At 61.2% G+C, this 13,893-nt stretch carries 12 protein-coding genes; 10 read left to right on the top strand and 2 right to left on the bottom strand.

Annotated elements, in window-relative coordinates; translation table 11 throughout:
- Window positions 1-78 precede the first annotated feature (78 nt).
- The 5 genes from WNE31_RS15495 to WNE31_RS15475 are packed head-to-tail and all read left to right on the top strand — an operon-like array spanning window position 79 to window position 5,763.
- Window positions 79-1,524: an aldehyde dehydrogenase family protein gene (locus WNE31_RS15495; RefSeq protein ID WP_349980856.1), complete on the top strand. Its 1,446-nt coding sequence runs from the start codon at window positions 79-81 to the stop codon at window positions 1,522-1,524.
- Window positions 1,524-2,507 carry a membrane dipeptidase gene (locus WNE31_RS15490; RefSeq protein ID WP_349980855.1) on the top strand — a complete coding sequence of 328 codons (984 nt, stop codon included), beginning with the start codon at window positions 1,524-1,526 and terminating at the stop codon, window positions 2,505-2,507. The genes WNE31_RS15495 and WNE31_RS15490 overlap by 1 nt, the downstream gene beginning before the upstream one ends.
- A complete protein-coding gene (locus WNE31_RS15485; RefSeq protein ID WP_349980854.1) occupies window positions 2,504-4,171 on the top strand; it encodes a hypothetical protein in 1,668 nt (555 codons plus the stop codon). The genes WNE31_RS15490 and WNE31_RS15485 overlap by 4 nt, the downstream gene beginning before the upstream one ends.
- Window positions 4,168-4,743, top strand: coding sequence for a DUF3726 domain-containing protein (locus WNE31_RS15480; protein ID WP_349980853.1), 576 nt, complete (start codon window positions 4,168-4,170; stop codon window positions 4,741-4,743). The genes WNE31_RS15485 and WNE31_RS15480 overlap by 4 nt, the downstream gene beginning before the upstream one ends.
- A 15-nt stretch (window positions 4,744-4,758) precedes the next feature.
- The gene (locus WNE31_RS15475; protein ID WP_349980852.1) at window positions 4,759-5,763 is read left to right on the top strand and encodes an Ldh family oxidoreductase; all 1,005 of its coding nucleotides are present in this window, start codon (window positions 4,759-4,761) and stop codon (window positions 5,761-5,763) included.
- Window positions 5,764-5,776: 13 nt separating this feature from the next.
- Here the strand turns inward: WNE31_RS15475 and WNE31_RS15470 are convergent, their stop codons facing one another.
- Both WNE31_RS15470 and speB read right to left on the bottom strand, forming a co-directional pair.
- Complete coding sequence (locus WNE31_RS15470; RefSeq protein ID WP_349980851.1) at window positions 5,777-7,747, bottom strand: elongation factor G; 1,971 nt, start codon at window positions 7,745-7,747, stop codon at window positions 5,777-5,779.
- A 116-nt stretch (window positions 7,748-7,863) separates the two neighbouring features.
- A complete protein-coding gene (speB, locus tag WNE31_RS15465; RefSeq protein ID WP_349980850.1) occupies window positions 7,864-8,811 on the bottom strand; it encodes an agmatinase in 948 nt (315 codons plus the stop codon).
- Window positions 8,812-9,046: 235 nt separating this feature from the next.
- Between speB and WNE31_RS15460 the strand changes: the two genes are divergently transcribed.
- Genes WNE31_RS15460 through WNE31_RS15440 form a run of 5 tightly spaced genes read left to right on the top strand, consistent with a single transcriptional unit; the run spans window position 9,047 to window position 13,892 of the window.
- Window positions 9,047-10,408: a V-type ATP synthase subunit B gene (locus tag WNE31_RS15460; RefSeq protein ID WP_349980849.1), complete on the top strand. Its 1,362-nt coding sequence runs from the start codon at window positions 9,047-9,049 to the stop codon at window positions 10,406-10,408.
- A complete protein-coding gene (locus WNE31_RS15455) occupies window positions 10,386-10,982 on the top strand; it encodes a V-type ATP synthase subunit D (protein WP_349980848.1) in 597 nt (198 codons plus the stop codon). Before WNE31_RS15460 ends, WNE31_RS15455 begins: the two co-directional genes overlap by 23 nt.
- Window positions 10,979-12,775 (top strand): V-type ATP synthase subunit I, encoded by a 1,797-nt coding sequence (locus WNE31_RS15450; protein ID WP_349980847.1) that lies wholly within the window; start codon window positions 10,979-10,981, stop codon window positions 12,773-12,775. The genes WNE31_RS15455 and WNE31_RS15450 overlap by 4 nt, the downstream gene beginning before the upstream one ends.
- Window positions 12,772-13,215: an ATP synthase subunit C gene (locus tag WNE31_RS15445; RefSeq protein WP_349980846.1), complete on the top strand. Its 444-nt coding sequence runs from the start codon at window positions 12,772-12,774 to the stop codon at window positions 13,213-13,215. Before WNE31_RS15450 ends, WNE31_RS15445 begins: the two co-directional genes overlap by 4 nt.
- Window positions 13,215-13,892 carry a hypothetical protein gene (locus WNE31_RS15440; RefSeq protein ID WP_349980845.1) on the top strand — a complete coding sequence of 226 codons (678 nt, stop codon included), beginning with the start codon at window positions 13,215-13,217 and terminating at the stop codon, window positions 13,890-13,892. The genes WNE31_RS15445 and WNE31_RS15440 overlap by 1 nt, the downstream gene beginning before the upstream one ends.
- Window position 13,893 lies beyond the last annotated feature (1 nt).

Raw genomic sequence — 13,893 nt, 5'->3', positions numbered from 1 at the left:
ATTAAGAAGTTTGAGTTTGACTGATGTTAGGGGGGGTGTCCATCCTGTGGTGAACTGACTCTGACCCCGGAGAATCCTGTGATCCACAAAAACCTGATTGCCGGCGATTGGCTGGCCGGTGAAACCGAAATTGAAAACCGCAACCCGTCTGACATAAGCGACTTGATCGGCCTTTATACACAGGCGAGCCCCGATCAGTTGGAGATCACGCTGGATCGGGCCCGCGTGGCCCAGCAGGAATGGGCAGCGTACGGGCTGGAGCGCAAGCAGGCGGTGCTGGATGCGATCGGTCGTGAGCTGATGGCCCGCGCCGAAGAGCTGGGCACGCTTCTGTCGCGCGAAGAAGGCAAACCTCTGGCTGAAGGCAAGGGCGAAGTGTACCGTGCTGGCCAGTTCTTCACCTATTACGCAGCAGAATGTCTGCGCCAGATCGGGGAAAACGCGGACTCGGTCCGTCCGGGGATCGAGGTCGATGTGCGCCGCGAACCCGTGGGCACCGTGGCGATCATCAGCCCCTGGAACTTTCCCACGGCGACCGCATCGTGGAAGATCGCACCGGCCCTGTGCTATGGCAATGCTGTGGTCTGGAAACCGGCCAATGCAACACCGGCCTCGGCCGTCGCCCTGACCGAGATCATCAGCCGTCAGGATATTCCCAAGGGTTTGTTCAGTCTGGTCATGGGCGCGGGCGGCGGCATCGGCCAGCGCCTTGTCGAAAGCGCCAAGGTGGATGCGATTTCCTTTACGGGGTCCGTGCCCGTGGGCAAGGGTATTGCCGCAGCCGCGATCCAGAACCTGACCAAGGTGCAGATGGAAATGGGGTCTAAGAACGCATTGGCGGTAATGGACGATGCCGATCTTGATCTCGCAGTATCGCTGGCCCTTGGGGGCGCGTTCGGCGGTACGGGGCAGAAATGTACGGCGTCCTCGCGTCTTGTTGTGCATGCGGCGGTGCATGACGCCTTTGTCGAGAAACTTGTTGCGGGGACTGATGCGCTCAAGGTCGGACACGCCCTTGAAGAAGGCACCCAGATGGGGCCTGTCGTCAGCCAGCAGCAGCTTGATGAGAACCTTGCTTATGTCGCGCTGGGCCTGTCGGAAGGGGCCGAACTGGCCTGTGGCGGCGCGCGTCTCGAGATGCCGCATGACGGGTTTTACATGTCTCCCGGCGTATTTCTGAACACGCATAACGCGATGCGCATCAACCGCGAGGAAATGTTTGCGCCATTGACCAGTGTCATCAAGGTTGAGGGCTATGACGAGGCGTTGGCCGTGGTGAATGATACCAATTTCGGCCTGACCTCGGGTATCGTGACCCGGTCCCTTTCGCGGGCAACCCATTTCCGACGCAACGCGCGCACGGGTGTTGTCACGGTCAACCTGCCGACGGCAGGTACGGATTACCACGTGCCTTTCGGTGGGCGCGGTGACAGCTCCTACGGGCCGCGCGAACAGGGCAAGGCGGCAGCCGAATTCTATACCACGGTCAAAACGGCCTATATCGCGGCGGGGGATCCCGACTGATGCGCATTGACGGCCTGCAATATGCCAACTGGTCGGAAAAGATCTTTCGTCAGATGCGCGAGGGCGGGGTCGATGCGGTGCATGTCACCATCGCCTATCACGAGGGCTTTCGCGAAACGGTGCAGAATTTCGAACGGTGGAACCGCTGGTTCGAACAGTTCCCCGACCTGATCCTCAAAGGCCAATGCGCCAATGATATCGACAGGGCGCGCGCCACTGGACGCACCGCCATCTTTTTCGGGTTCCAGAATCCTTCGCCGATTGAGGATGATATCGGGCTGGTCGAAATTCTGCATACACTGGGCGCACGGTTCATGCAGTTGACCTATAACAACCAGTCCCTTCTGGCGGCGGGATGTTACGAATCCGACGACAGCGGCATCACCCGCATGGGCAAGCAGGTCATCAAGGAAATGAACCGTGTCGGGCTGGTCGTGGACATGAGCCATTCTGCCGACCGGTCAACCATCGAAGCGGCGGACCTGTCCGAGCGACCCATCGCCATCACCCACGCCAACCCCCATGACTGGCATCCCGCCATGCGCAACAAGCGTGACGACGTGATCCGGGCAGTCACACAGAATGGTGGCATGCTGGGGTTTTCGATTTATCCGCATCATTTGCGGGATGGCTCACAATGCACGCTGCATAGTTTCTGCGAAATGATTGCGCGCACGGCCGAAAAGTATGGCGTTGAACATCTGGGGATCGGGACGGACCTGTGCCAGGATCAGCCTGATAGCGTGGTCGAATGGATGCGTGTGGGGCGCTGGACTAAAGAGATCGACTATGGCGAAGGATCCGCCGATAAACCCGGGTTTCCGCCCATGCCGGACTGGTTCCACGACAACCGTGATTTTGGAAATATCGAAAAGGGCCTTAGGTCTGTGGGTATGAACAGCGAAGAGGTCGCCGCCGTGATGGGGAAAAACTGGTATCGATTTTTTGCCGAGAACTTCGGCCAGCAAGGGGTGGCGGGATGATCGCGCGGCGTGCCCCGGACGAGGTCATGCACCTGTCGCGACTGGGCTCGTTGCATCAGTGCCGCCTGAGTTTCATGCGCCAGCTGACCCGCCGTATGGCGCGTGAAAACTGGTCGTTCGAACGGCGGATCTTTGATATTGACGTCCAAGGTGTCGGCCACGCGGTCTATACCGCCACAGGGCCGGAGCGGGCCTATTCCCTTATCGCTTTTGCGCATGATCTGCCGGATCACCTGCGGTCGGACCGGGTGATCGCCACGGCATGGGATGCGACCTTTACCCTGTTTGATGGTATCCCCGAGGCGGCGGATATCGACCGTCTGGCCCGGAATGTTCCCCTACAAGAGGCAGGACGCGTCAGCGAGAAAGAGCTGTCTGTGTCCCGCGCCAACCGGTCGGTGCGGCTTTGGGCGCATTTCGTTGAGGCGCTGTCCCAAGGCCGCCAGCCCGATCTGACGCGGCTGGAAGAGGTCGGATACCTGATGCGGACCACGGCGGTCTATGGATCGGGCAAGCTGGGCGCGGCAGATCGCGAAGTGGTCGCGGCGCGGGCTGAACTGCAAGCCCCGTTCCAAGTTGAAATGCTATCTGTCTACCTGACGCGCTGGTTCGTGCGCGACCTGGTCGAGCACATGGCCAGCGCCGTTGGAGGGGATGCCGCCATCGGTCTGGACCCTGCGATTGCCAACCGCGTTGGCATCGGGAACTCCACCGGGCTTGGGATGGCGCCCTTTATCGTGAACCATCCCGTCCTGTTCAACAACTGGATCATGGCGCGGGAAGAGGCCATCGCACAGGTTCGCAGCCTGCCGACGGCATCGCAGGACGAACTTGCCTGCTTTCAAGAGATATTCCGGCGTTCAAAAACGCTGGTCGCACGCTGGCGCACCGAACATCCGGTGCAAATCCGAAAACTGACCGATCTCAAGCGTGATCTGGCTGCTTTGGATTGGTATTTGGCCAAGACAGACCTGACCGGTCCTCAACCTTGGGATGCCCTGATGGTCTGGGCGCAGGGTCATCTCAGCGAGGAAGGGCAGGAATTTGTCGCCTCACTCATCCTTGAACCCTATGGCGCGATGGTTGACTCTCTGGGTCATTGCATGGCGGATGCAGCGTCGGACCGGCACATTATCGACGGCGCGATGCCGGTGGCACAGGTGCGACGCCTTTTGGAAAACAGTTTCGGCTGGGCGCTGGATGTCGACTGGCAGGAACCGGCCAACTGCGCGCGGGTCTGGTACGTGTCCGAGGAAAAGCTGGAACCCCGTCTTGGGGAACGGTTCGAGGAACCTATCGCCCCTTATGAACAACCCCTCGCGCCTGCACGGGACGCGGCGGCGCTTCATATGCTATTGGCCGGATATGCCGCCGAAACGCCAATCGCAGAGGTGTTGCTTATGCATCCCGAGCATCGCCACAGCGTGCGCCGTGCCCAGATCTCGGAATTTGCGCCTTATGGGGAAATCCGCTCGAACACGATCTCGCAGGATGTGTTGCCCATCGATATGCTGCGCGCCAAGCTGTCATTCTTTGGCGCGACCCATTTCGATCCACGCTCGGACCGCTGGGTCCGGATTTGCATGTATGCAGGCGCCCCGTACCCCGAGGCATTGACAGAGGCGAACGCCGATTTCTGGGTCTATCCCGAGGCGGCACCATGACCTTTGCCCTGAACGAGGTCGAGGCCATGGCCAAACGCGCCGCACGCGGGGCGGGGTATTCCTGGGGCCTTGCCGAAGAGGCCGCAAAGGCGACGCGCTGGTTATGTGCCCAAGGTCAGGATGGGGTTGGGGTTTTGGCAGTTTTGCTAGAGGCCAGGCCCGCGCCGGAATCCTGTCCCATTGCGCAGGGGGCGCATCTGTCCGATTGCGCAGCGCGTATTCCGGTAGACGGTTTTTCGGTTGTGAATCTTGTGCAGCCGCTCGTGCTCTTACCCTTCGTCGCTATGGCAGCGCGCCGGTTGCAGACGGTGCTGACAGTCGAGTGTAGCGGTGCTCGCGCGATTACGGATGGTGCGGCGCTTTGGATGGAAGAGGCGTTGCCCGATATCGCCCCGCGAATCCGAGTGATGGCAGCGGGCACGGCGCAGTCCGATGGCCCCAAGGCCACACGGGCGCGACCTGATCCTGCGGCATGGGCAATTCTGGATAGTTTCGCCCACCGGACCTATGCGCCCGCAACCGAAGAAAGCCGCCGCCTTGGGGCCGGTGCTGGCCTCTCTGATAACGACTGACTTGAGGATGTTCCGATGGACACACGTACCCTGACACTCACAGAAATCGAGGATCTGGCGTTCCGCGCGCTGGTGGCGGCCGGAACTTCCGAGACCAACGCCCGCCCGCTGGCAACTGCCACGGCTGCGACCGAGGCCGACGGGGTTGCCAGCCACGGTCTGGCCTATATCCCGATCTATTGCGAGCATGTCCAATGCGGCAAGGTTGATGGACAGGCCACCCCCGTCTTGACACAGCCGCGCCCTGCGGTGGTCAAGGTCGATGCGGCGACGGGGTTTGCGCATCCCGCGATTGACGCGGGGTTTGAGCGACTGATCCCGCTGGCGCGCGAACAGGGGATTGCGGCGCTGGCAATCGAGAACAGCTATAATTGCGGCGTCCTGGGGTATCACACCTTTCGTCTGGCGCAGGCCGGGCTTTTAGGGCTTGGCTTTACCAATGCGCCTGCCTCCATCGCGCCGTCGGGGGGATCGAAACCCGTAGTCGGCACCAACCCGTTTTCGGTGGCTGCACCCGCTGCGGATGGCCAGCCCGAGATCCTGATAGACCAGTCGGCCAGCACAATCGCCAAGTCCGAGGTGATGAAACACGCGCGTGAAGGCAAACCCATCCCCGTGGGCTGGGCGCTGGACCGTGACGGCAACCCTACCACCGACCCCGAGGTCGGATTGCAGGGGTCCATGGCCCCGTCTGGCGGGTACAAGGGCGTGGGCATTGCCCTTTTGACCGAGATCATGGCGGCGGCCATGACCGGGGCAACGCTGGGCATTCATGCCTCTCCGTTCTCGGGCACGGCGGGTGGCCCGCCCCGCACGGGCCAGTTTTTCATTGCGATTGATCCCGCTGCCACGTCGGGCGGGCTGTTTGCTGACCGGATGGGCGATCTTGTCGCCGCCATTCGTGATCAGGACGGGGCGCATCTGCCCGGAGACGGGCGCGGCGGCAAACGCCGCACGGCCGCCGCTAGCGGTGTGGCGATCAACGTGGCGACGCTTGAGCGGATCGAAGCCCTGCTCTGACCGGCGGGGGGGGTCAGGCCGGTTGCAGGTGGTCGAATTCTGACACGAACGTCCCGACTCCGAGGCTGACCGAGCGCAGTTCGGTCACGATGTCGGCCATTTCCGCAAGCGGGATCAGGGCCTGCACCTCGTCCCATCCGGACCAGCCCGGTTTGGCATCAAAGCCCAAAAGCTGCCCGCGCCGCCCGGATACGATCCGTTGCACTTTGGGCGTGAATTCCGAAGGCACCCCAAGGCTGACCTTGTGGATCGGCTCCAGTTTGATGGGTTTGCATTTCGGCAGGGCATCGGACATCGCCTTGATGGCAGCTTTCTGGAAGGCCATTTCCGAACTGTCGACATTGTGGTGTTTGCCGTCCACGAGCGTCACGGCGACATCTACGATGGGATAACCGCTGGGCCCTTTTTCAAGGAAGGCGCGCACGCCTTTTTCGACCGCGGGAATATACTGTTTCGGCACCGCACCGCCAACGATCCTGTCATCAAAGGCAAACCCTTGGCCGCGGGGCAGCGGCCTGATTTCGATTTCGACATCGGCAAACTCACCATGTCCGCCCGACTGTTTCTTGTGGCGGGCTTTTTGGCTGGTGCCTTTGGCAATGGTTTCGCGGAAAGGCACGACGGGCGTGGATTGCGTGAGGGTCAGGCCCGCGTCCGCCTCAAGATGTTTGAGCGCGATTTGCAGCTGCACCGTCCCCTGACCCGACAGCACGAGTTCCCCGGTGTCCTGATTATGTTCGGCCTTGATCGAGGGGTCGGCCTCGTTCAGCCGCGCCAGCGCAGCCGACAGACGCACTTCGTCGGCGTGATGTTCGGTTTGCAGGGCAACGCTGAACACGGGCGACGGTGGAGCGGGCCAGTCAGCAGTTGCGCTGCCGTCTTCGCTCAGAAGCGCGCCGGTGTGGATGTCCGCCATACGGCCCAGCGATACAACCTCGCCCACAGAGGCCTTGCCCACCAGATCTGATTTTGCGCCGACATGTTTGCGCACGCTGGCCACGCGGGTGCCGTTCAGCGTGTCGCCATCGGCAATTTCGCCCGACCAGACCCGTGCGAACGACAGTTTGCCCGCCTTGCCGGCAAAGGCTGTGTTGAACACCTGCGCCACCTTTCCGGACGTGGGCAGACCCAAACGGGCCACGGTATCCGCAACGCTGGGCGCATCATGGCGCAGCGCTTTCATCAGGCGGTTGATACCGTTTTCGTTTTCGGCCGAACCAAAGAACACCGGTACGATCAGGTCTTCGCGCAGGTCCTGCACAAGGTTGGCATAGACCTCATCTGTCGAAGGTACCACGTCCTCGAGCAGTTCCATCATCAGATCGTCATCAAAATCGGCCAGTGTTTCCAGCATGGTATTGCGGGCTTCATCTTCAGTTGCGACCATGTCCTTGGGCAGTGTGATCATCTCGGATTTCTTGTGCGGTTCCCACCGCCAGGCCCGTTCGCTGACCAGATCGACCATGCCGGTCACATGCCCGTCGTTGTCGCGGATCGGGATTTCGCGCAGCAAAAGCGGGCGTGCCGACACGCCTTGCAGTGCCTCGAAAGTGGCGCGCACGGACGCCTCTTCATGGTCCATCTTGTTGATATAGACGAAGTGCGGGATATTGCGTTCATCCAGAAAACGCAGCAGCGGCGACAGTGTCACGGTGCGATCGGGTTTCGGATCACACACCACGACAACCACATCGGCGATCATCATGGCGCATTGCGCGTCATGGATGAGTTCGACTGACCCCGGACAGTCGATCACCGTCCACGGATCCCCGAGATAGTCGAACGAGGCGATGTTCATCTCGGTCGACATGTTGCGCGCGCGTGCCTCGGGGCCGGTGTCGCCCGCACTGGTGCCGTCCTTGACCGATCCGCGCCGCGGGATTGCACCTGCGGCAAAAAGGATGTCTTCGAACAAGGTGGTTTTGCCTGTGGAATAGGGGCCGACAAGGGCCGCCACCTTGGCGCCTTGGGATTGCTGGGTCATGATCGTCCTCCGTCAAGCCGACGCGGGCCTGCTTTGCTGCGTGCTTTGTCTGTTTGGGCTACAGTCCACGACGTGCGGAGGGTCCGTCCATGACTTGTGTCAACTCTGCCCCAAGATCAGCCGCGCGCCTTGACGCCCGGCAGCACACAGAGCATCTCGAACAGGATGTTTGCCGCCAGATTGGCCGTGGCACCCGAAGTGTCATAGGGCGGCGAGACCTCGACCAGGTCACAACCGACGATGTCCAGCCCCGCCAGCCCGCGCACAAGTTCAATGCCCTGATGGGACGTCAGCCCGCCCGGTTCCATCGTTCCGGTACCGGGGGCATATGCGGGATCGAAACTGTCGATATCAAAGCTGAGGTAAACAGGCCCATCTCCCATCTGGGTGCGGACCTCTTCCATCAGTGGGGCAAGCGACTTGTACCAGATTTCCTCGGCCTGAACGACGCGCCAACCCTGTTCGCGGGGCCAGTCGAAATCGCCCGCCTCATAGCCGGTTGCCCTGAGTCCGATCTGGCAGACTCGCGCGGGGTCGATCAAACGCTCCTCGTGGCTGCGCCGGAACGGGGTACCGTGGGCGAGTTTCTCGCCGAACATCAGGTCGTTGATATCGGCATGGGCATCCACGTGAACCAGCCCGACCGGCCCGTGTTTCTTGGCCATCGCGCGCAGGATCGGATAGCTGAGTGTGTGATCCCCCCCAAGTGTCAAGGGAATGGCACCGTGGCTTAAGATCTCGTCATACGCCTCTTCGATGATCTGCACCGATCTTTTCAGGTCAAACGTGTCGATCGCGACATCTCCGATATCTGCGATTTGGAGAGAATCGAAAGGAGAAACCTTGGTCCACATGTTGTAGGGCCGGATCATTGCGCTTTCGGCGCGTATCTGGCGCGGACCAAACCGCGTGCCGGACCGGTGCGAGGTGCCGATATCCATGGGAATGCCGACAAAACAGGCATCCAGCCCTGCCGCGCTGTCCTGATGGGGCAGGCGCATCATGGTCGGCAGCCCGCCGAACCGGGGCATCTCGTTTCCGCCAAGGGGCTGGTTAAAATTCATCTGTGTCTCCTTTTCGCGTCGTCGTGTCACCTTGGGCGCGCGTCACAAAAATGTCGAGCAATCCCATGCGGTGCCCGCGGTCAGGGCAGGGGCGGGGCCGTTCAGGGAAAACTCGGGCCTTCCCCCAAGTCTTGCTTGTATACCCGAAGCAGCAGGGTAGTCTGAGATAAAGCATTCCGACTCGCCTCCGGATCCCCCAAAAGGCGGGACAAACCATTGGTGACAGGGGTCTGCCATGTCGCAAAATCTGCTCAGATATACCCGCGTTCTTGAAATCGTAGGCGACACCATCAAGGTGCGCGTCCCCCCCGGCGATGACCGCGCGGTTGCGGTTCGGTTCGGGGACCTTGCCATGATTGCAACCGTGGACGGGATTAAGTCCCTCGCGCAGGTGATCTTTATCGACCATGATGTTGTGACCTTGCAGGTTTATTCCGGCACCAAGGGCATCTCGACCGAGGCCACGGCGACCTTTCTGGGACGCCCTATGCAGGTGCCTTATTCCGGGAATATCCTTGGACGCGTGTTCAACGGGGCTGGCGAAACGATTGATGGCGGGCCGGATTTGAGCGCCGAGCCGCGCGTCAGTATCGGCGGCCCGTCGGTCAACCCGGTCGAGCGCACGGTACCCAACCGCATGATCCGCACTGATGTGCCGATGATCGACGTGTTCAACACCCTTGTCGAAAGCCAGAAAATCCCGATTTTTTCGGTCTCGGGCGAGCCGTTCAATGCGTTCCTGTCCCGGATCGCCATTCAGGCCGACGCCGATATCGTGGTGTTTGGCGGGCTGGGGCTGATCTTTGACGACTTCCACACCTTCCGTCAGGCTTTTGAAGATGCCGGCGTGTTCTCGCGCACGGTGATGTTCGTCAATCAGGCGATGGACCCGCTGGTTGAACGCCTTCTGGTTCCGGATATGGCGCTGGCCGTGGCCGAGAAGTTCGCGGTAGAAGAGGGCAAGCGTGTGCTCGTGGCCATGACGGATATGACCGCCTATGCCGACGCCATGAAAGAGGTCGGGATCAGCCAGGAACGGGTGCCGTCCAACCGTGGGTACATGGGTGACCTCTATTCCCAGCTTGCGCGGCGATATGAAAAGGCCTGCGACTTTTCCCGCGGCGGGTCGGTGACTATTCTTGCGGTGACCACCATGCCCGGCAATGACGTGACCCATCCCGTGCCCGACAATACCGGCTATATCACCGAAGGGCAGTTCTATCTGCATTCCGGCATGCTGGACCCGTTCGGCAGCCTGTCGCGGCTCAAGCAGAACGTGATTGGCAAGACCACGCGCGAGGATCATGGCCAGATCATGAACACCATGATCCGCCTGTATTCTGAATCGCGCGATGCGGCCCAGAAACAGGCGATGGCGTTTGATCTATCCGACTATGACCTGCAACTTCTGAAGTTCGGGGCGCTGTTCCGAGAGCGGTTCATGAAGCTGGATGTCTCGATGCCGCTGGAAGAGGCGCTTGATCTTGGCTGGGCAACGATGGCCGAGTGTTTCGAGGCCGAGCAGCTTTTGATGAAGCAATCCCTGATCGACAAGTATTTCCCGAAAGGGTCCGATGGCGCGGCTGCAGCTGAATAAGTCCTCTCTGGCGCGTCAGGCGGCGCAGCTTCAGAGTTACGAGCGTTTCCTGCCCTCGCTGGATTTGAAACGTCAGCAGCTCATGGGCGAACGCGCCCGTGCCCGAACCGAGGCCAAAGCCCTGCGCGCCGAGGTGGATGCGCTGGTGCAAGAGGTGGGTGAACGTCTGCCGATGCTGGCTCAGAGAGACATTGACCTCGATGGGCTGGTCGAATTGACCGCCTATGATCTGGCCGAGGTCAACGTGGTCGGCGTTAAGGTGCCGGAACTTTCCGGTGTCGAGATTGCGGTCCGTCCCTATTCTCCTATGGCCAAGCCGCATTGGGTGGACACGGCAGCGGACCTCTTGAAACAGGTGATCGAGGCCCGCCTTCGGGTCGCCGTGGCCGAGCAACGCGTTGTGCTGTTCGAAAAGGCGGTGGATACGATCACGCAACGTGTCAATCTATTCGAAAAGGTCCTGATCCCGCAGACCCGCGCGAATATCAAACGCATCCGGATCTACCTGAATGACGAACAGATTCAGGGGGTCGTGCGCTCGAAGCTATCCAAGAAAAAGAGGGCTGCATCATGACAGTAGCCCAGTTGAAAAAACTTACCCTGATCGGAGATGCGGGCGACCGTCGGGTCACGCTGGATTTTCTGCAGGCGCTGGGCTGCATGCATCTTGTGCCCTTGGTGCCCTTGCCGGACGCCCCCGAAGAGATCACGGCACGCGGGGCCAGGGATGCCTATGCCGCGCTGCGCTTTCTGGCCGAGGTGGGCAATCCGCGCCGGCAGGTACGGCGCGCGCCCGATTTCGACATGACCCGCTTCGTGGCCGAGGTGCAGGGCCTGATGCACCGTATCCGCGAAACCCGTGACCGGCGCGACTTTCTGGCGCATCGCATCCGCGAGGTGCGCCCGTGGTGGGATTTGGATTTCCCGCCCCATGATGCACTGGCGGGCCACCGTCTGTGGTTCTACCGCCTTCCGGTCAAACACCGTAAAGCGCTGGACGCGGTGGCCTATCCATGGTCGATCCTAGGCACCGACCACCGTTTTCTCTACGTGGTACTGATCGCGCAGGAAGAACCGCCCGACGATGTGTTGCCCGTGGCGCGCACACATACCGGCGCACGCCCCTTGCACAAGCTCGAGGAAGACCTCGAAGATACCGAGATCGCGCTCGAGGCGCTGGAGGCCGAACGTCTGGCCTGCACGCGCTATCTTGATCTGATGCGGAAAAACCTGTCCGAGGCCGAAAGCCGTGCGGAACTGGCTCATGCAGAGCAGCAGGTTCTGGAAGAGGACCGCCTGTTCGCGGTTCAGGGCTGGGTGCCGGTCGACAGGGTCGAAGCAGTGCTGGCGGGGGCGCGTGCGCGCGGGCTGGCTGTCACGATCGAAGATCCCCGGGCTGATGAGCTGCCTCCGACACTGCTGGAACAGCCAGACACGCGCAGCGCCGGTGTCGATCTGGCCATGTTCTATCAGGTGCCCAGCGCCCGTGGCTGGGACCCCACCGTGATGCTGCTGATTTCATTTGCAATATTCTTTGCCATGATCGTGGCGGATGCGGGCTACGGCCTGTTGATCCTGGCAGGGCTGCTTCTGGGCTGGCGCAGCCTTGGCAAAAGTGTTGCGCGCCGGTCCTGGCGGAGGCTGGGGGTCATCATTGCAGTCTGTACAATTGGCTATGGTGTCCTTGTCGGCAGCTATTTCGGGGTTTCGCCCGACCCGCAGACACTGCTCGGCCAGATGCAGGTGCTGACATTGGGTGACTTTGACACGATGATGTTGCTGTCGATTGTGATCGGTGTGCTGCATCTCGTGATTGCGAACCTGTTGGCGGCTTATGCCGCGCGCGGGCGACGACGCGCCTATGCCAATCTCGGCTGGGCTGTGGCCCTTGTCGCCGGACTAATGCTGTGGCGGGGCAGCATGGCCGGGCAGGACACGGGGCTGCCCGTTGCCGCGCTTGCGGGCGGGTTGCTGGCCGTCTTCCTGTGTTCCAGCGATCGGGACATCAAGGGGCCGGTGGACTGGCTTTGGCGGGCACTGGACGGGGCCAAGGCGCTTAGCGGTGCCATGGGGGCTTTTGGCGATGTGCTGAGCTACATGCGCCTGTTCGCGCTGGGCCTCGCATCGGCGTCTCTGGCGATCACCTTCAACGATCTGGCTGTCGGCGTGATGCACGCGATGGAAGGTCCCGGAATACTGTTCGGGCTGTTGATCATGCTGGTGGGGCACGCGCTCAACTTCGGACTCGCCCTGATGAGCGGCGTCGTGCACGGGCTGCGACTGAATTACATCGAATTTTACAAATGGGGTCTCCCGGACGAGGGCGTTGCCTTTCGCCCGCTGGCCCGCAAGGAGGTTCAGGAATGAATGAACTTGTCATGGCCCTTGGGTGGCTTGGAATTTACGCGCCGATGGCGCTGGGTGCGGTGGCTTCGGCTGTGGGATGCGCGATTGCGGGGCAGGCCAGTATCGGCGCCATGACCGAAACTGACGGGGGCTATGGCCGTTTCGTCGGGATTTCGGCCTTTCCGTCCACCTTCGTAATCTACGGGATCGTCATCATGTTCACACTGAACCGCGAGGTGACCCCAGAAAACTCGGGCGGGCTGTTTGGCGTGGGTATCCTGGCCGGGATCGCGATGCTGTATTGCGGAATCTGGCAGGGGCGCGCCTGTGCGTCCGCCATCAACGCCGCCAAGGAAAAGCCCGAGATCTTTGGCCTCGCGCTGGCTCCGGCGGCGATCATTGAAGGATTCGGCGTCTTTGCCTTTGTCTTTGCGCTGGTGATCAGCGGGGGGATCGGCTGATGTCGAAAGAGGGCATTGTTTCACATGGCGTCGATGAACTGATCGCGAAACTGCGCAATGACGGGATCGCCGAAGGCCGTGCCGAGGCCGACCGCATTCTGGCCGAGGCCGAAGCCGAGGCCGCACGCATCGTGGCCGACGCCAAGAAAGAGGCTACCGCTTATCTGCGCAAGGCGCATACCGAGGCGGACAATTACGTCAACGCAGGCAAAGAGGCGCTGAACACCGCGATGCGCGACGCGGTGTTGTCGATGAAAAGCGAACTCACCCGCCGCTTTGCCGCCGATGTGCAGCGTCTGGTGACGCAGGAAATGGCCGATCCCGATCTGCTGCGACAGCTGATCCTCGAGGTTGTCGGCTCTACAGCGCGTCAGGCCGGGCTTGAGGGCAAGGTCGAGGTGATCCTGCCAGAGAAGGCGGCGACCCCCGAAGACATCAAGAAGAACGCCGATGATATCCAGCACGGAAAGCTGACCAAATATGTGCTTGGTCTGACTGCAGAAATGCTGCGCGAAGATGTGATCCTGCATGTGGCGGACGATCTGAGCGAAGGCATCCGGATGCGTTCGGACGGGGACGGTGTGTTGCTCGACCTTAGCGACAAGGCGGTCGGGTCTGTCTTGCTTGAACACCTGCAGCCTCGCTTTCAGGCCGTGCTTGAGGGTGTGATCCGCTAAC

It is taken from the genome of Shimia fortis, from assembly GCF_040225985.1.
Classification (GTDB): Bacteria; Pseudomonadota; Alphaproteobacteria; order Rhodobacterales; family Rhodobacteraceae; genus Shimia.
This window is presented reverse-complemented; position numbering and strand designations above follow the sequence as displayed.

Excerpts from the sequence above, each read along its gene's own strand:
- WNE31_RS15475 (WP_349980852.1), top strand. The coding sequence starts at position 4,759 with ATGGACACACGTACCCTGACACTCACAGAAATCGAGGATCTGGCGTTC.
- WNE31_RS15480 (WP_349980853.1), top strand. The coding sequence starts at position 4,168 with ATGACCTTTGCCCTGAACGAGGTCGAGGCCATGGCCAAACGCGCCGCA.
- WNE31_RS15485 (WP_349980854.1), top strand. The coding sequence starts at position 2,504 with ATGATCGCGCGGCGTGCCCCGGACGAGGTCATGCACCTGTCGCGACTG.
- WNE31_RS15455 (WP_349980848.1), top strand. The coding sequence starts at position 10,386 with ATGGCGCGGCTGCAGCTGAATAAGTCCTCTCTGGCGCGTCAGGCGGCG.
- WNE31_RS15445 (WP_349980846.1), top strand. The coding sequence starts at position 12,772 with ATGAATGAACTTGTCATGGCCCTTGGGTGGCTTGGAATTTACGCGCCG.
- speB (WP_349980850.1), bottom strand. The coding sequence starts at position 8,811 with ATGAATTTTAACCAGCCCCTTGGCGGAAACGAGATGCCCCGGTTCGGC.
- WNE31_RS15490 (WP_349980855.1), top strand. The coding sequence starts at position 1,524 with ATGCGCATTGACGGCCTGCAATATGCCAACTGGTCGGAAAAGATCTTT.
- WNE31_RS15440 (WP_349980845.1), top strand. The coding sequence starts at position 13,215 with ATGTCGAAAGAGGGCATTGTTTCACATGGCGTCGATGAACTGATCGCG.
- WNE31_RS15470 (WP_349980851.1), bottom strand. The coding sequence starts at position 7,747 with ATGACCCAGCAATCCCAAGGCGCCAAGGTGGCGGCCCTTGTCGGCCCC.
- WNE31_RS15450 (WP_349980847.1), top strand. The coding sequence starts at position 10,979 with ATGACAGTAGCCCAGTTGAAAAAACTTACCCTGATCGGAGATGCGGGC.
- WNE31_RS15460 (WP_349980849.1), top strand. The coding sequence starts at position 9,047 with ATGTCGCAAAATCTGCTCAGATATACCCGCGTTCTTGAAATCGTAGGC.